The organism is Ruegeria sp. HKCCSA071, from assembly GCF_017872555.1.
In the GTDB taxonomy this organism is placed as follows: Bacteria; Pseudomonadota; Alphaproteobacteria; order Rhodobacterales; family Rhodobacteraceae; genus Ruegeria.
The window spans coordinates 1025017-1044213 of the sequence record NZ_JAEDOX010000001.1; the positions used below are offsets into that span (position 1 = coordinate 1025017).

Annotated in this window: 14 protein-coding genes; 5 read left to right on the forward strand and 9 right to left on the reverse strand. The window is 57.1% G+C overall.

Going from position 1 to position 19197, the window contains the following annotated elements:
• Positions 1-9 precede the first annotated feature (9 nt).
• From I9188_RS05125 to xylF, 5 genes are all read right to left on the reverse strand, one after another.
• Positions 10-1365: an MATE family efflux transporter gene (locus tag I9188_RS05125; RefSeq protein WP_209504339.1), complete on the reverse strand. Its 1356-nt coding sequence runs from the start codon at positions 1363-1365 to the stop codon at positions 10-12.
• A gap of 199 nt (positions 1366-1564) precedes the next feature.
• A complete protein-coding gene (gene xylA, locus I9188_RS05130; RefSeq protein WP_209504340.1) occupies positions 1565-2872 on the reverse strand; it encodes a xylose isomerase in 1308 nt (435 codons plus the stop codon).
• Positions 2873-2882: 10 nt separating this feature from the next.
• The gene (locus I9188_RS05135) at positions 2883-3680 is read right to left on the reverse strand and encodes an ATP-binding cassette domain-containing protein (protein ID WP_209504341.1); all 798 of its coding nucleotides are present in this window, start codon (positions 3678-3680) and stop codon (positions 2883-2885) included.
• Positions 3680-4978, reverse strand: coding sequence for a sugar ABC transporter permease (locus I9188_RS05140; RefSeq protein ID WP_209504342.1), 1299 nt, complete (start codon positions 4976-4978; stop codon positions 3680-3682). Before I9188_RS05140 ends, I9188_RS05135 begins: the two co-directional genes overlap by 1 nt.
• A 76-nt stretch (positions 4979-5054) precedes the next feature.
• On the reverse strand, positions 5055-6035 hold the full coding sequence (gene xylF / locus I9188_RS05145) for a D-xylose ABC transporter substrate-binding protein (RefSeq protein WP_245220480.1): 981 nt from the start codon (positions 6033-6035) through the stop codon (positions 5055-5057).
• Positions 6036-6226: 191 nt separating this feature from the next.
• Between xylF and I9188_RS05150 the strand changes: the two genes are divergently transcribed.
• Together I9188_RS05150 and I9188_RS05155 are read left to right on the forward strand one after the other, a co-directional pair.
• Positions 6227-7444, forward strand: a complete 1218-nt coding sequence (locus I9188_RS05150) for an ROK family transcriptional regulator (RefSeq protein ID WP_209504344.1) — start codon at positions 6227-6229, stop codon at positions 7442-7444.
• Complete coding sequence (locus I9188_RS05155) at positions 7434-8945, forward strand: CRTAC1 family protein (protein ID WP_209504345.1); 1512 nt, start codon at positions 7434-7436, stop codon at positions 8943-8945. The genes I9188_RS05150 and I9188_RS05155 overlap by 11 nt, the downstream gene beginning before the upstream one ends.
• On the opposite strand, the gene I9188_RS05160 is transcribed toward I9188_RS05155, so the two are convergent.
• The 3 genes from I9188_RS05160 to xylB are packed head-to-tail and all read right to left on the reverse strand — an operon-like array spanning position 8946 to position 12651.
• Entirely contained in the window at positions 8946-10250 is a 1305-nt protein-coding gene (locus tag I9188_RS05160; protein ID WP_209504346.1) for a cytochrome c peroxidase, read from the reverse strand.
• On the reverse strand, positions 10247-11197 hold the full coding sequence (locus tag I9188_RS05165; protein WP_209504347.1) for an aldose epimerase family protein: 951 nt from the start codon (positions 11195-11197) through the stop codon (positions 10247-10249). Before I9188_RS05165 ends, I9188_RS05160 begins: the two co-directional genes overlap by 4 nt.
• Entirely contained in the window at positions 11194-12651 is a 1458-nt protein-coding gene (xylB, locus tag I9188_RS05170) for a xylulokinase (protein WP_209504909.1), read from the reverse strand. The genes I9188_RS05165 and xylB overlap by 4 nt, the downstream gene beginning before the upstream one ends.
• A 343-nt stretch (positions 12652-12994) precedes the next feature.
• Between xylB and I9188_RS05175 the strand changes: the two genes are divergently transcribed.
• Together I9188_RS05175 and I9188_RS05180 are read left to right on the forward strand one after the other, a co-directional pair.
• Positions 12995-15424 carry an FAD-dependent oxidoreductase gene (locus I9188_RS05175; protein ID WP_209504348.1) on the forward strand — a complete coding sequence of 810 codons (2430 nt, stop codon included), beginning with the start codon at positions 12995-12997 and terminating at the stop codon, positions 15422-15424.
• Between the two features lie 31 nt (positions 15425-15455).
• Positions 15456-16466: an Ldh family oxidoreductase gene (locus I9188_RS05180; protein ID WP_209504910.1), complete on the forward strand. Its 1011-nt coding sequence runs from the start codon at positions 15456-15458 to the stop codon at positions 16464-16466.
• A 163-nt stretch (positions 16467-16629) separates the two neighbouring features.
• Here I9188_RS05180 and I9188_RS05185 read toward each other — a convergent pair whose 3' ends face one another.
• Positions 16630-18558 (reverse strand): FAD-dependent monooxygenase, encoded by a 1929-nt coding sequence (locus I9188_RS05185; RefSeq protein WP_209504349.1) that lies wholly within the window; start codon positions 18556-18558, stop codon positions 16630-16632.
• Between the two features lie 135 nt (positions 18559-18693).
• On the opposite strand from I9188_RS05185, the gene I9188_RS05190 reads away from it, so the two are divergent.
• Positions 18694-19137 carry a MarR family transcriptional regulator gene (locus tag I9188_RS05190; protein ID WP_209504350.1) on the forward strand — a complete coding sequence of 148 codons (444 nt, stop codon included), beginning with the start codon at positions 18694-18696 and terminating at the stop codon, positions 19135-19137.
• Positions 19138-19197: the final 60 nt, after the last annotated feature.

Genomic DNA, 19197 nt, shown 5'->3' on the forward strand with positions numbered 1-19197 from the left:
CCTGATCGCTTACCAACCGCGACGCCCGAACAGCGAGTGAAGTCGCCCCTGATCGGTAAAAGGCTCGGGCGATTGCACGCGTTCCAGCCGTGCAACAACGCGCGCGACAAGAACCCATCCTATGACAGCAAAGATGACGCCCCCAAAAGCCTGCCCCAACAGAACGCCCGACGCCCCGGCGAGTTGTGAGCCAATCTTGGCAAACACCCATGTGCCAATGGTGTGACGGCCCCAGTTTATCCACGTGGAATAGACCGGACGGCCTAGATTGTTGAAACTGGCATTTGTCACAAAAATCACACCGTTGAAGAAAGAAGCCAATGCCAGCGGACCGCAGAACAGGTAAATCAGTACGCGCGTTTCCCCCTGCGCTGCGAACAAATTCGCAATTGGGGACCGGAGCAAAAACAGAATGGCCGACATGCAAAGAACGTAAATTGCGGTGAACTTAATCCCGGCCAGAAACGCAGCGCGCACGCGATCAAATTTTTCTGCCCCGAAATTCTGCCCGATGATTGGTCCTATTGCCCCCGACAGCGCAAAGATGACCGAAAACGCCACTGGCAAGAGACGTCCAATCACCGCCATGCCTGCAACCGCATCCGTTCCGAACTGCGCAATTTCCCGAACAACGATGGCATTCCCGATCGGTGTGGCGACGTTCGTCAGAACGGCAGGGATTGCGATGGCCCGCACGGGCCGAAAATCCTGTGCCACCTGTTTCAGCGATGGTCGTGCAAATCCCTGATGCACCCGCAGTGCGGGCCACAATGCTGCGCCCAACATGCATAGCCGCGCCAGGACCGAGGCGATTGCGGCCCCATCCAGCCCCAGCCCGACCGCAAAGATCAAAATCGGGTCAAGAACTGCATTCACAACGCCGCCGTAAATCGTTGCCATCATTGATCGTCGCGCATCGCCGTGGGCGCGCAGCACAGCCATCGCCGCCATCGCAATCGACATCACCCACATGGTCGGCAGAATGATAGAAACATAGCGCGTCGCCAGCCTCAAAACCTCGCCTTCTGCGCCAAGCAGCGACAGCAGAAAGCTGACGTTCAGCAGCACCAGAACAGAGGTAACCAACCCGACGATCAGCCCCAAAACGGCGACACTGGATGCGTATTGCCTTGCCTGTTCGGCCCGCCCGCCGCCCAACTCACGCGCGACCAGCGCCCCGGCAGAAATCGACAGACCTATGTTGATCGCGTTGGTGAAGAACAGCAGCGTCCCGGCATAACCTACCGCTGCCGCCAGCGCGTCGTTGCCCAGCATCGAGATAAAGACCATATCGACAAAATCGACAGCAAAGATCGCCATCAATCCGATGCTGGTGGTCAGCGACATGCGTGTCACATGCAGCATCAAACTGCCGCTTAGAAAGATTGCCTTACCTGCCGATTTTTCTACCAATACTCTGGTCGTCCCATCTGCGCGACCCGGACGGGGCCCATGATGCCACTGCGTTCAACAAGGGAAAGCCCCGGGCAACGCCTAAGTAAACTCACGCGTTTCCGGGGCTTTGTACATCGATTATTTTGAGTTCTGGCTGAACCGACCGGAATTACACAAAGCGGTTCACGTAATTCTCTAGCACTTCCTGACGCCCTGAACGAGGCTGAGGATTGAGGTCTTCGGCAAGCACCCGCGCCGCGATCTCGTCGAGGCCGGAACTCAGCATCGCCTGAGCCTTGGGCGTTTTCCAGCCTGCATACCGGTCGGCCAACGCCTGCTCCAACCCACCATCTTCAAACATCGCAGCCGCCGATTTCAGGCCCCGGGCACAGATATCCATCCCGCCCACATGCGCAGCGATCAGGTCTTCGGCGTCGATGGATTGCCTGCGAAGCTTGGCGTCGAAATTGGTACCACCCGTAGTAAAACCGCCCGCTTTCAGAATGTGGTAATAAGCCAACGCAACCTCGGGCGTGTTGTTGGGGAACTGATCCGTATCCCACCCGGACTGGTAATCGTTTCGGTTCATGTCGATGGAGCCCAGCATCCCTTCGGCCGCGGCAACAGCGATCTCATGTTCAAAACTGTGTCCTGCCAGGATTGCGTGCCCTTGTTCCAGGTTCAGCTTGACCTCATCCTCAAGGCCGTACTTGCGCAGGAAACCGATGCAGGTTGCCGCATCGAAATCATATTGATGCTTGGACGGCTCCTGCGGTTTGGGTTCTACAAGGATCGTGCCTTTGAAGCCGATCTTGTGCTTGTACTCGACCACCATGTTCAGGAACCGGCCCATATGATCCAGTTCAGCCTTCATGTCGGTATTGAGCAGCGTCTCGTAGCCCTCGCGCCCGCCCCAAAGCACATAGTTCTCGCCCCCCAGTTTGTGGGTGGCATCAATGCAGGATTTCACTGTGGCGGCGGCAAATGCAAAGACATCAGGGTCGGGGTTGGTGCTGGCACCGCCCATCCAGCGACGGTGGCTGAACATATTGGCCGTACCCCACAGAAGCTTGGTGCCGGATTCCTGCATCTTTTCACCGATATAATCGGTGATCTCGTTCAACGTGCGCAGATTTTCGGCGAAGTTCCCCTGCTCAGGGCGGATATCGGCATCATGCCAGCAGAAATAGGGCTGACCAATGATCTCGAACATCTCAAAGGCAACATCGGCCTTCATTTTAGCGCGGCCCATGTCATCTTGCGGATGCCATGGACGTTCAAAAGTCGAGCCACCAAACGGATCCCCGCCTTCCCAGGCAAACGAGTGCCACCACGCCACGGCAAAACGCAGGTGATCCTCCATGCGCTTACCCATCACGATCTCGTCCGGGTTGTAGTGACGGAATGCGAGCGGGTTCTTACTGTTCTCGCCCTCGAACTGGACCTGCTCGATCCCCTGAAAGAAACCGCTCGTCATCTCGTTTACCTCATTCCGTCTTTTCGCCGGGCTTCTTGCCCAAAATGATCATCGACAACAGATCGTCATCCGTGACATCGGCGATGTCGACAGTGCCAACCAGTTGCCCGTTTTTCATGACCGAAGCCCGGTCGCACAACTCCATCACTGCATGCACGTCGTGGTCGATCAGGAAAATCCCGATCCCCTGCGCCTTGAGCTGTTGGATCAGGTCCGCCACCATCTGTGTTTCGTGCGGGCCAAGCGCGGCTGTGGGCTCGTCCATGATCAGGATACGCGCGTTGAAGTACACCGCACGCGCTATGGCCACCGACTGCCGCTGACCGCCGGATAGCGCCGAGACCGGGTCATTGAACTTCTGAAAGTTCGGGTTCAACTGTGCCATGATCTTGCGGCATTCGGCCTCCATCGCGGCATCGTTGACCAGCCCGAAGGGCGTGACCATCTCCCGCCCCAGGAAAAGGTTCGAACTTGCATCCAGATTGTCCGCCAAGGCCAGCGTCTGATAGATCGTCTCGATATTGTTTGCACGCGCATCGCGGGGGTTGTTGATCTCAACCTTCTTGCCGTCGATCAGGATCTCTCCGTGGTCCTTCTGATAGGCTCCCGAAAGCACCTTGATCAGAGTAGATTTACCGGCCCCGTTGTGGCCCAGAAGGCCCACAACCTCGCCCGGGTACAAGTCGACCGAGACACGGTCCACCGCCTTGATGCCGCCGAACGAAATCGAGATATCGCGCATTTCGACAAGCGGAGGCTGGCCGGACCCACGGCCCGAAGTTTGGTTCTGTGTTTCTTGTGCTTGCATCATTTCGCTCCCAGACGTTTGCGATAGACGATGTCGATATAGACGGCCAAAACCAGAACGGTGCCCACGACAATGTTCTGAAAGGGTGCGTCCACGCCAACCATGGCCATGCCCGATTGCAGCGCCTGCATGATCAGCGCGCCTAGGATCGCGCCGTAGATCGTACCAATACCGCCGGACAAGGCGGTGCCTCCGATCACGGCCGCAGCAATCACGCGCAACTCATCCAATGTGCCGATATCGTTCGAGTGGTTGGCCAGACGGGCCGAGGCCACGACCGCGGACAGCGCACACAGAAACCCCATCAGGGCAAAGATCTTGACGGTCATCATGCGGGTGTTGATGCCCGACAGTTCCGCCGCATCCGGGTTGCCCCCCGTGGCAAAGATATAGCGGCCAAATCGGGTTTTGCGGGCCACAACAGTCAAGGTTACCGCAACAAGGATCAGGATCAGAACCGAGATCGGGATACCATAACCCACAACAAGCCCTTCAGGCATGGTCTCACCCCGCGCTTCGAACATACGTTCCAGCCTGCGGGTGGGGATCGAGTAACTGTTGACGATCAAGACATATCCCATAATGGCGATGCCAACGATCCCCGCCAAAGTAGTTTCAGCCCAAACCGGTTTCACAGGGAACCCATGGGCAGCCTTGGAGCGGCGACCGCTCCACAACGCCCAGACCGCAATAGCGGTGGCGGCAAGGCCGAACAGAAGGCTGACGGTTGTACCCAAGGTCCCGTTGGTTCCGCCAAATATCAGGAACGTGCTGTCCAGCGGGCCGATTGTCTGGCCATCGGTCATGTACCAAGCGACGTTGCGCCAGACCAGAAAACCGCCAAGCGTCACGATAAAGGCCGGTATGGTCAGATAGCCTACCATCCAACCGTGGAATGCACCGATCAAGGTTCCAACTGCAAGGCCGACAATCAGGGTGATAGCCCAAGTCGCCGGGTGGTTCAAACCCATGCCCAACACGTTCGGCAGAAGCTCGGTCTGGGTCATCGCCATGACGGCAGATGTGGTCGCCAGCAGCGCGCCGACCGAAAGATCAATATGGCGCATCACGATAATGAACACCATGCCACAAGCCATGATCGCGACCGAGACGGTCTGGATCGACAGGTTGAACAGGTTTCTGGGCGTCAGAAAACGGCCATCCGTTACGATGTTGAAGCCGATGCACAGGATGATGAAGGCGCCGATCATGCCCAATAGCCGCATGTCCAGTTCCAGTTGCTGGAACAGGTTAGCCTTTGCTTTTTGGGGTACCGGCTGAGACGAAGTTTCGGTCATATCCGATCTTTCATGTTCAGCTATGGTCTCTGGCCCGGCCTTGCGGGCCAGAGACGTTATGGTTTGGAGACTTGACTTAGTTGCAGGGTGCAGGACCGTTTTCGACGCCCTGGCACAGGTCTTCCAGCGGAATCCAGCCAGCATCGACTACAACGGACAGGTTGTCTTTGGTGATCGGCACAGGCGCCAGGAAGACCGAGTTCATCTCGGTGCCACCGGGCGAAGTCCAGCTGATCGCACCTTCGACGTCTGCCGCAGCCGTTCCACCACTCAGCGCGACCGCGATTTCACCTGCGGCTTTGCCCAGTTCGCGTGCGTCTTTCCAGACCGAGACGGTTTGTGTGCCTTTGGCCACCCGGTTCAGCGCCGCATGGTCGCCATCCTGACCCGACACCGGAATACCGTCCATACCTTGCGCGGTCAGTGCAGCAACTACACCGCCTGCGGTTCCGTCATTTGACGCGACCACAGCATCGACTTTGTTTTCGTTGGCGGTCAGTATCTGTTCCATGTTGCGCTGCGCGTTCGCAGGCAGCCAGCCATCGGTATAGGCTTCGCCCACGATCACAATGTCACCACTGTCAACAGCGCCCTGAATGATCTCCTGCTGACCACCGCGCAGGAAATCCGCGTTCGGGTCGGTGGGCGAGCCCTTGATCATCACATAGTTGCCCTTGGGCATGGCGTCGAACACCGCGCGCGCCTGCATACGACCGACTTCGACATTGTCAAAGGTCAGGTAGAAGGCCCGATCATCTTCGATCAGACGGTCATACGCGATGACTGGGATACCTTCGTCGGCCGCTGCCTGAACAGCTGGACCGATAGCCTGGGAATCCTGCGCCAGAATGATCAGCGCATCAACGCCCTGGGCGATCAGACTTTCAATATCCGACAACTGCTTGGCCGACGACGATTGCGCATCTGCCGAAATATATTCGGCACCGCCCGCCTCAAGCGCGGCTTTGATTGCCGCTTCGTCGGTTTTCCAGCGCTCTTCCTGGAAGTTCGACCAGCTGACACCGACCGTGGTTTCTGCAAACGCAACCGTCCCCATCAGGACGGCCACAGCAGAAGCGCTGAGAATTCGTTTCATGATTTCCTCCCGGTTTATCGAGCCATCGCTTCATGATTCGTGGCTCTCACAATTCTGAGTAGCATATTTATTTCAGTCAGTAAAATATTTATGCTACCCGAAAGAAGAAAAACCGCTTACGCTTGGGAAATCATCAGATTCGCGAGGGCAGGATGCTGAAAAGCAAGGTTTCTTCAAACGCTACGGATCAACGAAACATCACCCGTTTGCGCGTGCTGGAACAAATCCGGTCGACCGGGGCGATATCGCGGATCGACATTGCAAGCGCGCTTGAGACCAGCCCGGCGACAGTGACAACGGCAACGTCAGATCTGCTTTCAGCTGGTCTGATTCAGGAAATCGAAGGCGAAACACCGTCTAAGTCCGCGCGCCGCGGCAGACCACGTGTGTTGCTGAAACTGCATGGCGGATGTCACCTGATTGCCGGTGTGAAAGTGGCCCGGCACCAGATTTCAGTCATCCTGGTCGATTTTGAAGGCACCGAGATCACCTCTTACACTCACCCGCTGGAAGAGGCCCGGATGGCCCCGGAGGCTTTTGCAAAAAAGATATACGCGGCGCTGGAACAGGCCTGCACCTCTGCAAGCAGGTCCCTGACAGAGGTTTCCGGCGTCTGCATCGGAATTGCCGGGCTGGTCGACGCAGAGCGGAATTTTGTACATTGGTCATCTTCGCTGACAGTGCGCAATGTGGATCTGAGCCCGCTTCTGTCCCAAGTGCTCCCTTGCCCTGCGTTTATCGAGAATGACGCCAATCTGGTTGCAAAGGCCGAACAGCTTTTCGGGCTTGGCAAAGGGCTGAAGAACTTTCTGGTTGTCACGATAGAACACGGCATTGGTTTGGGCATTGTGTTGGATGGCAAACTATATCGCGGCGAGCGCGGCTGCGGCGCGGAATTCGGGCATGTCAAAGTTCAGCTGGATGGCGCGTTATGTCAGTGTGGGCAACGCGGATGCCTTGAAGCTTATGTTGGGGAATATGCTCTGATCCGCGAGGCAACCATTGCTAGCCGGGCTACTGACCCGCACACTCTTGCTGATATTCACGCAGCCGCCCAATCCGGTGATGCCCGGTCCATTTCAGTTCTGTCCCGCGCTGGCCAGATGTTTGGAATGGGGCTTTCCAACCTGATCAATCTGTTCGATCCGGAATGCATCATTCTGTCCGGCACCCGAGGCAGCTTTGAATACCTGCATTCCGACGCAGTGATGACCCGCATCAATAACGGTGTTGTCAGCGTTGACGCGCCACTGCCTGAAATCAACGTAAACCATTGGGGGGATTCAATGTGGGCAAAAGGGGCAGCGGCCTATGGGATCGAACAAGTCTCGATCCTGAAAGTCAGGGAACTGGCGGAAAATGCAAGTTGAACTGACGATCCTGCTAGCGACAGCTTCCACCGCCATGGCTGACATCAGCCTGCCGCAGTTTCACAGTATCGACGTCCCGAGCCATGTTTACGACGGAGGATGGGAGCACTTCGTCGGCGGAGGCATCGCCGTTTTCGATTGCAACGGCGATGATCGGCCCGAGCTGTTTGCCGCAGGGGGAACCAATCCGGCGCAATTGTTTGTCAACACATCAGGACCCAATGTCAGTTTTCGGTCAGAAACGCCAAGCGCACTGTCCCTGACCGGCGTGACCGGCGCCTACCCACTGGATATCGACGGGGACGGGTTTGTGGACTTGGCGGTTTTACGCGTTGGCGAAGACGTTTTGTTACGTGGCAAGGCGAATTGCGCATTCGAACCGTTCACCTCGTTGAAATTCCAGTCTCAGGAACACTGGACCACCGGTTTTTCCGCCACCTGGGAAAGCGGTCAAACCCTGCCGACACTGGCTTTTGGAACATATGTCGACCGAACCAACCCCGATGGCCCGTTTGAAGCCTGCGGGCCGACGCTTTTGTATCGCCCCGAAGGGACGGTCTATGGCCCACCTTTCCACCTGGTACCGGGCCATTGTTCCTTGTCCATTCTGTTTTCCGACTGGGCGCGCAGCGGGCGCGCGGACCTGCGTGTCAGTAACGACCGCCATTACTATGTACGCGGCGGGCAAGAGCAGCTTTGGGCTATGGAAGACACGCCACGCCTTTACGCGCCGGAAGATGGATGGCTGTCCTATTCGATCTGGGGCATGGGGATTGCATCAAGGGATGTATCAGGGGACGGCTTTCCTGATGTTTACCTGACCTCGATGGGGGACCAGAAGTTTCAGATCTTTGATCCCACGGCCGAGGGACCGACATGGCGCGACGCGACTTATGACCGGGGGACAACGGCGCACAGGCCGCATGTTGGTGGCGATGGTCGCCCCTCAACCGGCTGGCATGCGCAGTTCGGCGACGTCAATAACGACGGCCGCGACGACATATTTGTCGCCAAGGGCAATGTCGAACAGATGCCCGATGCGGCGCAAACCGACCCCAACAACCTGTTGCTGCAATCTGCAAATGGCCAGTTTTTCGAAGCTGCCTCAGCGGCGGGTGTCGCCTCCATGGGCAAGTCCCGCGGTGGGGCCCTGGCCGACCTGAATGGGGATGGATCACTTGATCTGGTGGTGGTCAATCGCGGGTCAGAGCTTGAGATATTTCAGAACGAACAACAGCTTGGAAACTGGGTTCAGGTTGATCTTGGCCAGGATCGTCCCAACCGCGCAGCTGTCGGCAGCTTCATCGAAGTCAAAACCTCCGACAGAGTCCAAACGCGGGAAGTGACCATTGGCGGTGGTCACGCAAGTGGCATCTCTGGGCTTCACCACTTTGGTCTGGGCAACACGGACGAACTGGAGCTGCGGGTTATCTGGCCGGACGGTACAGTTGGTGATTGGCAGACCTTCAGAAGCAATCAAGTGCTTCGCATCGACCGCTGATCATTGATCTACGGGCAAACCGCTGGGCACGCGCGCGGGCACACCCAGCCTGGCTGCCGGGTCTTCCAATGTGCTGAGAAAACTCAGAATGGCGTTTACCTCATCATCACTCAGGCTGATTGGGGGCAGATCATTCGACGCCGCAATCGCCTCGGTCAGCGTGGGGTCGAGCAAGGCTTTTTGATCTTCCGCGCCCGGAAACTCTGGCAACGCCGCTTTTTCGACCGAGTAGCTGCGCAAAGCTGCGACCGGATCCAGATGATGACGGACAACATCTTCAAGCCGCGCGTAGGCTCCGTTGTGACCATAAGGTGCCGTCAGAGTCACATTGCGCAAGGATGGCGTGCGAAATTTGAAGGCGTCATCCGCATTGCCCGTCACACGCAATCGCCCGTCATCGCGAACATGGTTCTCGAACCGGGCGGCTTTTCCCGGTCCGATTTGCGGCATGGCTATAGTATGAAATCCATGATCCGTCTGGAACCAGCCGGAATGGCAGGTGCTGCACCCGGCCTTGCCGTAAAAAAGGTCAAGCCCCATTTGCGCCTGCTCGGGCAGCTCCTGTTTCCCCTGCATCGCGCGATCAAACAGGCTGTTGTCAGCGCGCCATTCAAAGGCGATGAAATCCGCAATGATATTGGCGATTGCGGTAAAAGTGATCTCTTCTCCGGGTGCGAGCTGGTCAAAGCGCGTCCTGTATTCCGGGATTGCGGCAACACGCGCCGCGATAAGGTCCCATGCGCCACCCTTTTGGGTCAGCAAACCGAGACGTACGGCTTTGCTCACTTCGTTTTCCGAATAGTGGCCGGCCATTTCGTCAGCCGACAAGACCGGGAACATCGCTTGCGCGGCCAGTGCAGATTGGAAGCCCGGCCTCATATCCGTGCCCAAGGGTGTCCTGAACCCGTTAAGCTGGGACGGGTCGACCTCAAGACGCCCGTCATGAAAGAAGGTGGTGAATTCCAGCGCCCCAAGGTTCCACAGCCCAGGTGCATTTCGGGGAATACGCTGCTCGGGCATGTTTTCCTGATCAAGCCTGCGCGCTGCCCCCAGCCCCACACCGCCTTCGCCGATACCCAGAGACAGAGCGTCTGACGTTCCCAGTTTCGGATGATGGCAAGTGGCACAGCTGATGTTTTTGTTCCCCGACAGGATCGGGTCGTAAAACAACAACTGCCCCAGTTCGACCTTGGCAAGATCCGGTTCTACAAATTGCGGCAGCGGCCCGAGGTCCTGCGCCTGCGCCTGCGCCCCTGATAGTGTCACGCAAAGGGCCAGAGCATATACCGATATCGCAACTTTCATACCTGATCCTCTGCGATTTCCAACGTCAGAACTTGTTTATACGGTCGGTCCGGTGAATGGATAACAGACGGAAACGAGGGGTGGTTCACAGCGTCCGTGTAACCGGAAGGTTCAATGCAAAGCCCTGCGCATGGCGTGAATGGATCAGACAGATGCGCGGCGGAATAGACCTGCGCGCCGGGCTGATCAGAGTAGACATTCATGCGCAAACCTGACGGTGTTTCGACTGTGGCAACCGGTCGATCGAAATTGCCCGCCTTTTCAAACACGAAGTAGTGGTCAAGGCCGCGCCCTTCATCACCGATAACGCGCGGGGATGAGAAATCCAGCGCTTGCGTTTCAAGCTCATTCACGACGCCTGTCGGAATGGAGTTGTCGTCCAGTTGCAGTAACCGCTTGGAATTCAGGGTCAAACGGCTGTCAAGAATACCGTTTTGGCACCCCAGAGTATAGTAATTGTGCTGCGCGATGCTGATCGGCGTAGGTCGGTCCGGCCATGCGGTGATCGTATAAGTCAGCCGTGGAAAAGCCAGCTCGACATGAATCTCGAACCTGATTTCTCCGGGAAAACCGTCAGCACCGTCAGGTGACGTCAAGTACAGAACTGCACGGTTCTGCTTGGTCTTCCTGATAATCCAGTGGCTGCGTGACAGCCCGACCACACCGCCATGCAGCGTGTTTTCCCCCTCATTCGCTGACAGGTGATAAGCGGCATCCTGTATTTTAAACTTTGCGCCACCGATCCGATTGGCGACGCGACCCACGATTGCGCCTATATAATAAGGGTCGGTCAGATATTCCTGCGGGTTTGGATAGCCCAGGATCAGGGGCGTTTCACCGATCCACCACCCTTGTGTGATCGCCCCATAGCTCAGCAGGGAAACCGACATCGCGCCATCTTCCAGAACAACCTGTTCGATGGGTACGGAAGTGGCGCCCTTCATCATGGCGCAGACAGGGGGGATAGAGCGGCATAGAACCGGCGGTATCTTTGATATTCAGCCTCATAGGCGTCGAATAACCCCGCGCGCGGCTGAACAATTTCTGAGGTTTCTGGCGATGTCATGAGCTCCGCCGGGTCTGCACCAATTACTGAACAGGCAGCAAGGCGCGCCGCTCCGATGGCGGCTCCGAATTCACTGCCTTTGGGCAAGGCAAGCGGAGTGTTCAGAACAGTTGCCAGCGTCTCGACCCAGAACCGGGATCGTGCACCCCCGCCGACGACCATCAGGCTTTCAGGCTTTGTTCCCGTGCTCCTGAGGGCTTCAAGGCAATCACGCAGCGCGAACGAGACACCTTCCATCACGGACTGTGCAAGATCCGCTGGGTCTGACGCAATATCCAGCCCCATGAATGCCCCCCGGATGGCGCTGTCATTATGAGGGGTACGTTCCCCCGACAGGTATGGCAGGAACAATGTCTTCGACGGCCCGGTGACGGTATCCGGCAACGCCGATGCGAGTGCACCAACGGATTGGCCGAGGTTCCGGGACAGCCAGTTCAGGCTGTTGGTCGCCGACAGGATGACGCCCATTTGAATCCAGCGCTCCGGCACCGCGTGGCAGAAGCAATGAACCGCCGTTTCCGGTGCGGGCGCGTAACTGTCCTTGGCAACCAGCAGCACACCCGACGTTCCCAGCGATAGAAAACCGCTGCCTTCGGCGATGCTTCCAATACCACAGGCCGCCGCCGCGTTGTCGCCTGCCCCGCCGGCAACAACAACGGGTCCGGTCAGGCCCCAGTGCTGCAAAATCTCCGCCCTCAGCTCGCCCCCGGCGGCGCTGCCTTCGACCAGTTCGGGCATCTGTTCCCGACGCATGTGGCTGAGTTCAAGCGCTGTTTCCGACCATTCGCGGCATCCGACGTCCAACCACGCGGTACCCGCGCTGTCGGACATGTCGCTGATGTATTCTCCGGTCAGCCAGAAGCGCAAATAATCTTTGGGGAGCAAGACTTTGGCAGTCTTTTCAAAAACGTCAGGTTCATGCCTGCGCACCCATTCCAGTTTGGGCGCAGTGAAGCCGGGAAAAACGATGTTTCCGGTGATCGATCGCATCGCGGAAAGCGCATCCAGTTCGGCAGCTTCACGGGCAGACCTTGTGTCGTTCCAAAGGATACAGGGCCTCAAGACGCGACCCTGTCGGTCCAGAAGCGTTGCGCCATGCATATGTCCGCTCAGACCAATGCCCCGCACTGCCGAAAACGCAGCGCCGTTTTGCCCGCGCAACTGGGCAACGACCTTTTGACACGCTTCAACCCAATCCGCAGGTTCCTGCTCTGACCAGCCCGGATGCGGTGTCGATGTGTTCACGTTCGCTTCGGCCTCGGCAACGACGTCGCCGTCTTCACTGACCACAATTCCCCGAAGACCTGACGTCCCCAAATCAAGACCGAGATACACCTGTTCCTCCCACTTGTAAGCCGCAATACTGTAGGCAACAGAAACCCAGTTTTGCAAAGGCATCAGGTTTCACTGGCACAGTTTGCGCTAACATAACAGGGTGAAACAAGACAAGGCACATAAAAATTGATGCCGGTCTGGACGGCACTGAATGACCGGGAACCAGACAGCGACCAATACGAAGGGGCCCGGTAAGAGGTGACCTGAACTAAGCCGCAGGAGAAATTTTTTGCGATTGTCTGGCGCCATGTTTCCGTAAAAACTTCGGAACGTTCTCATCTTACTGATTTCGGGCAGGCAGAGCGTCTGACACCATGATCAGTCGCAAGAAGGAAATCGGCAAATGAAGTCACATGCCAAAGTTGTTGTCGTTGGCGGCGGATGTGTGGGCGCGTCCATTCTGTATGGGCTGACACAGCACGGCTGTAGCGATGCGGTGATGCTGGAACGGACCACGCTGACCTCAGGCTCGACCTGGCATGCCGCAGGTCTGCTGGTCACCTTCGTGCGGTCCCATAACGTGTCGAAGATGACGATGGAAACCATCCGCATCTATTCCGAAGTCGAACAGAAGATGGGTGCATCGGTAGGCTTGCGCAAAGTGGGTCAGCTGCGCGTTGCCAACACCCAGGAACGTTGGGATGAATTCCAGTCATATATCTCGATTGCCGAGGCCGCCGGTGTGCCCTGCAAACTGTTGACGCCGGCGGAAATTGCCGATGTTCATCCCCTTCTGAGCCAGTCCGAGCATATTCGTGGCGGTATTCTGCATACCGAGGACGGCTATGTGAACCCGGCCGACATCACCATGGCAATGGCAAAGCTGGCGCGGGACGCAGGTGCCAAGGTCTTTCAAAACACCGAAGCACGGGCGTATGAAAAGCTGGAAAGCGGTCATTGGAAAGTGACCACCAATCAGGGAGAGATCACGTGCGAGCACCTGGTTTTTGCCACCGGCAACTATGCCCGCGAAAATGCCCGGCGCGTTGGGCTGGACTTGCCCTGCATTCCCATCGTTCACCAATACTGGACCACGGAAACCGTTCCGCTGCTCAAGGAACGTCGCGCGCAGGGGCTGCCCGAGTTCCCGATCTTGCGGGATGAGGATTACGGCGCATACCTGCGCGAAGATGTGGGCGGCATTCAGTTCGGGCCCTATGAATTCACCAAGGACCTGAAGCTGTTTGCCGAAGACCGCGTGCCACCTGACTTTGGCGCAGACCTCTTGCCCGAGGATTTCGATGCCGTGGAAAACCAATGGGAACGGGCAATCGAACGGGTGCCAGTTCTTGGCGAGGTGGGCATCAAGGCCAACACGCGCGGCCCCTTCCAAATGACGCCGGACGAATTGCCACTTGCCGGGCCAGCTCCGGGGCACAAAAACCTGTGGCTGGCCGAAGGGATGCCCGGTGGCATTCTGTGGGGCGGCACCGTGGGCGAACGGCTGGCCCGCTGGATCGTCGATGGGGATCCGGGCATGGACATGTCGGAACTGGACCCGCGTCGTTTCTCTGACTACGCCTCCAAACGCTGGACCATGGATAAGGTTCGCGAAACCTGGGGCACACATATGAACGCGCATATCCCCGGCGAAGATTTCCCGGACGCGCGCCCAATGAAAACCGTGGGGTCTTACGATCTGCTGACGGCGCATGGCGCAGTCTGGACCAACTTCAACGGCTATGAATTCCCGCGCTGGTTCGCCAAATCGCCGCAAGAGGCGATCCCCGAACATTCTTTCCGCCGCACCAACCACATGGAACGCGTTCAGGAGGAAGTGCACACCACCCGCGAAGAGGCCGGGTTCATCGAGATGTCGCCGATGACCAAGTTTACTGTACGCGGACCCGGCGCAGCGCGGTGGCTGGACAGTCTGATGGCAAACAAATTGCCCAAAGTGGGTCGGATGAGCCTGTCGCTCTTGTTGAACCCAAAAGGTGGCATGGATGCGGAATACACAGTTGTCCGCTATGCCGAGAATGATTTCTATCTGGTCTCGACCCCGAATTGGCGCGCCTATAACTGGGATCAGCTGCAACGTCTGTTACCACAAGATCAATCGGTTATCCTTGAAGACGTTTCGGAACAGTTGGGTGTGATCGCTCTGGCCGGTCCCAAGGCGCGCGAGATTTTGCAACCATTGACCGACAACGATTTGTCGAATGCTGCTTTTCCCTGGCTCTCTGCGCAAAAGGGTGAAGTGGGCTATGCCAAAGACGTACACCTGCTTCGGGTATCTTACACAGGTGAGCTGGGTTGGGAACTGCACCATCCTGTCGGGTATAACCGCCATCTTGTCGACCTGCTTTTGAAAGCCGGTGTAAAACCCTTCGGTCTTGAGGCTTTGGAGTCCATGCGCCTTGAAAAATCCTATCGCGCCATCAACCGCGAGATTTGCAAGGACATGACACCGTATGAGGCCAGCCTTGATCGGTTTGTCGTCACCGAGGGGCGCGAGTTCATCGGAAAAGCGGCGCTGGAGAAGCAGAGAAGCGAGGGCAATCACAAACGGCTGGTCACGTTGAAACTTCCCTTTGGCGAAACTTCGGTGATGTTCGATGAGGGTGTTTATGCAAACGGTGAACTGATCGGGCGCGTTACGTCGGGTGGGTTCTCTTATTATTGCAACCACGACATAGCGATGGCACTTGTACCAAACGATATGACCGCGCCGGGTACAAGGATGCAGGTGTTGGTCCATAACGAAATGCGCGATGCCGAGGTGATCGATACTTGCGCCGTTGATCCCACCAACGCGCGTGCGCGTGCCTAACCCCTGAAGTAAAAAGACTGGATTTGAAATGATGACCGAACAATCGACCAAAACGCTTTCTCTTGCCGAGGTTCGGGCGCTGGCGAAATCCGTACTAGCTTCTGCTGGTGTAAACGCACAGGGCAGCGATATTCTGGCCGACATTGTTACCCGGTCCGAGCGGGACGGACCGCGCAGTCACGGATTGCGTATGCTGCCGGTCTATGTCCAAAGCTTCACCTCGGGCTATGCAAACGGCAATGCGAAACCCAAGATAGAAAAGGCTGCCCCGGGCGTTCTGCGCGGTGATGCCGATAACGGATATTATCAGGTCGCCGCAGCAGAAGCCCGCGACATGTTGATCGAAATGGCGCAGGAATACGGCATTGCCGCGTTCACCTGCGCAAATTGCCACCATCTGGGCGCGTTGCGGTTTGACACCGAACCGGTGGCCGAAGCGGGTCTGGTGGCTTTCGCCGTGATCAACTCATTGTCCATGGTGGTGCCGCAAGGCGGGGTGCGCCCGGTATTTGGTACCAACCCGATGTCTTTTGCCTGCCCGCGCGAGGATGGTGCACCGATAGTCTGGGATCAGGCATCTTCTATGGTTGCTTTGATGGATATCCGCATGGCCGCAGCCGAGGGGCACGACCTGCCCCGCCCCGCCGGGCTGGACCCGGACGGCCTACCCAGTACGGACCCGAACGCAATCCTGGAAACCCGCAGCCTGTTACCTTTTGGCGAGCACAAGGGTGCCGCAATCGCCTTCATGGTTGAGGTGTTGGGTGCCGCCCTGGCTGGTGGAACCCTTTCCGTGGACAATCAAGAACGCGAGACGTTCGGAGCCCTTAACATCAAAGGCGGTGCGACACTGATAGCGATTGATCCGACGCGGTTCGGCAACGCGGCCTTCAATCAATATATCGCGCGCATTTGCGCAGAGATTGTCGGCAACGGGAACGCCCGTGTTCCGGGTGATGGTCGTCTGGCCAAACGGGCGGCGGCCGAGGCTGACGGTGTTGTGGTGAGCACCGAGGTTCTGGCCGCGTTAAACGCGTCCTGAAATACCCGCGCTCAGCTTTCTGGCAAAGGGTCTTCCCGCGACAAGGGCGGCTTCAGGCGCCAATCCTGCTTTGCCCAGGAGGCAATCTTGCCGAGCCAATCACGGATGCGACAAACCGTTCTCCCCTCGGAACGGCTGTCCGTTGCGGCCCGAGACGTCGTACTTATCGACCGCTGCCCGAAACAAACAGCCTGGAGAAGAAGTCAAACAGGTCAGCGTGACACTCTAATGGCAGGATATGCGCCACATATTGGTCCGGCCTGACGACGACCATACAGCCCTTTATCCGGTCAATTCCGCGCATTTCGTAGATGTCTTCGCGCCTCTTGTGATCAACACAAAAAACCTTCTCGAAGTCGCGCAGGCGGTACCTGCCCTTCTCGGGTTTCAAAAGAGACTGCATATCCTCATAATTCAGCGATTTGAAATCCTGCGGAAAGATGGCCCGTAGGTCTATCAAACCGTCGATGTCTTCGTCAGGGCGCGTAAACCGTCGCAGAGGAGAGTTCGGATCGCTTTGCAAAGCCTTGCAAAGCTGATGGATCGGTCCGCCTTGCGCACCTGTGTCTCCCAGTCCTGCGAAGGCATAGAGCCTCCAGCGCGCATCCGCTTCGGCTACATGCCCCAATTGCATAGGCATAGCATCCGCAAGCCGGACAACTGGTGCGGAATGAAATCGCTTGCCTATGACCAGCCCACGCGCCAGATGCTGGTGAACCGGTTCGGCGACCAAGTCCGAAGGCCCATAGTGAACGGATAGCCCGCCGGTGAATTCCAGATTTTCGATAAACTGTTTTTGAAATCGGGGCATATCAGTGCCGTCTAGCTCTGACTCGCCCGGTGGTGCACTCATGATCCGGGCCCATTTATGGTCGGTTTCGACCAGTCTTTTGGCCTCTTGCAAACGCTCGGCCGAGTAGCTGTGAAGAAGATCAGGCTTTGACCTTCCCGTCAGCACATGCACCAGTTTCCAGCCCAGGTTGAAAGTATCGCCCATCGACACGTTCATCCCCTGACCTGCCTTGGGACTATGCGTGTGGCAGGCGTCGCCCGCCGTGAACACGCGCGAGGCGCGTGTCGCAATTTCGTGCTGCGGGACATCGTCGAACTTGTCGGTCAACCTGTGGCCAATCTCGTAGACCGACCACCAAACGACTTCTTTTACGTCGATGGAGTAAGGACGCATGATCCGGTTCGCGGCAGCGATGATATGGTCAGCCGTCAGATTGCGGTTGGCGACCCGCTCATCCGGGTTCAGCTTGTCAAGCTCGACATACATTCGGAACAAGTATCCGCCCTCGCGAGGAAGGATCAGAACGTTTCCTTCCGAAGCCGATTGAACAAGGCATTTCCGCCGCAAATCGGGAAAATCGGAATTCGCCAATATGTCCATAACGCCCCACGCCTGGTGTGCGGCGTCGCCTTGAAGCTTACCCCCGATTGCCCTGCGCACATTGCTGCGTGCACCGTCACAGCCTACGACATAGTTCGCACGTACTGTAAGCCGTTCAACCACGCCGCCATCATCGCCCAAGCGTTCAAGCTCTGCCGTGACGGGATGATCCGTGGAACCGGTATCAATCGTCAAATCGCTGACACGAAGCCCGTAATGGGGTTGCAGCCGCGTTGGAGCGTTTCTCATCACGTCCAGAAACAGCTCATGAATCCGGGCCTGATTCATCAAGGTATGTGGCATCTCGGATTGATCGTCGGCCACGTCCTGCACCGTGCCCGCCCGGCGGATGTGGCCCGGGCTTGTGGGATCGGGCGTCCAGAATGCCGTTTGGTTGACCCAATATGCTTCACGCTTCACTTTCTCAGCGAAACCAAACGCCTGAAACATCTCCATCGAGCGGACGTTGACGCCATCCGCCTGGCCTTTCTCCATCGGACCCGGCTTTTGATCCACGATCATTGTCGAAATTTCGGCGAACCCGGCCAGTTGCGCTGCAAGGCAAAGCCCGGCCGGTCCACAACCCGCGATCAGAACATCAACCTTTTCGGGGATAGTTGCGGGGTGGATGTGGTGACCGAACGCAGCCGGTTTGATATCCGGATCACCCGGACGAAATCCATCAACGTAATATTGCATTGTCCCCTCCTCCGCAGGTTCACGCAATTTTAATAACTATACTTACTATTTCCTGTCAACAAAGATATGTACACTCACTAATTGCCGCGGTAGTTCTGGAAAAGTGACGGCGTAAAGTGATTTCGGAGGTTTTGAATGAGTATTTACGGAATGGCGGGCCACCTCATCCGCAGACTTAATCAGATTTCAACCCACGTTTTCTCGGTCCGGATGCAGGAGGCCGGGATCGACCTCACATCCGTTCAGTTCGCAGCGCTTGAAACAATTCGCGCCGAACCCGGCATTGATCAGGCCACAGTCGCGGCGAAAATCGCCTATGACCGCGCAACAATCGGCGGGGTTATCGACCGACTAGAGCAGAAAAACTACGTCAAACGCTCGGTCAGTCAACGTGACAGACGCGCGAGAGAGGTCACCTTATCCGAAAAAGGTAAAGACATCCTAGCGGCAGCTATGCCAGTCGTAATTGATCTGCAAAACGAGATCCTCGGAGGACTTACTCCGAATGAACGCGAAACTTTCCTGAAACTCGCAGGCAAGGCAGTTGTAGCTGTCACCGACGACAACACACGGCCTTGAATTCCATCGCGGACGCTAGCTCAATTGAAACAAGGAAAGCAAATCCACTGTTTTAGCAGT

Coding starts and splice junctions, on each gene's coding strand:
- I9188_RS05125 (WP_209504339.1), bottom strand. CDS start 1,365: ATGCTGCATGTGACACGCATGTCGCTGACCACCAGCATCGGATTGATG.
- xylA (WP_209504340.1), bottom strand. CDS start 2,872: ATGACGAGCGGTTTCTTTCAGGGGATCGAGCAGGTCCAGTTCGAGGGC.
- I9188_RS05135 (WP_209504341.1), bottom strand. CDS start 3,680: ATGCAAGCACAAGAAACACAGAACCAAACTTCGGGCCGTGGGTCCGGC.
- I9188_RS05140 (WP_209504342.1), bottom strand. CDS start 4,978: ATGACCGAAACTTCGTCTCAGCCGGTACCCCAAAAAGCAAAGGCTAAC.
- xylF (WP_245220480.1), bottom strand. CDS start 6,035: ATGGGGACGGTTGCGTTTGCAGAAACCACGGTCGGTGTCAGCTGGTCG.
- I9188_RS05150 (WP_209504344.1), top strand. CDS start 6,227: ATGCTGAAAAGCAAGGTTTCTTCAAACGCTACGGATCAACGAAACATC.
- I9188_RS05155 (WP_209504345.1), top strand. CDS start 7,434: ATGCAAGTTGAACTGACGATCCTGCTAGCGACAGCTTCCACCGCCATG.
- I9188_RS05160 (WP_209504346.1), bottom strand. CDS start 10,250: ATGAAAGTTGCGATATCGGTATATGCTCTGGCCCTTTGCGTGACACTA.
- I9188_RS05165 (WP_209504347.1), bottom strand. CDS start 11,197: ATGATGAAGGGCGCCACTTCCGTACCCATCGAACAGGTTGTTCTGGAA.
- I9188_RS05175 (WP_209504348.1), top strand. CDS start 12,995: ATGAAGTCACATGCCAAAGTTGTTGTCGTTGGCGGCGGATGTGTGGGC.
- I9188_RS05180 (WP_209504910.1), top strand. CDS start 15,456: ATGACCGAACAATCGACCAAAACGCTTTCTCTTGCCGAGGTTCGGGCG.
- I9188_RS05185 (WP_209504349.1), bottom strand. CDS start 18,558: ATGCAATATTACGTTGATGGATTTCGTCCGGGTGATCCGGATATCAAA.
- I9188_RS05190 (WP_209504350.1), top strand. CDS start 18,694: ATGAGTATTTACGGAATGGCGGGCCACCTCATCCGCAGACTTAATCAG.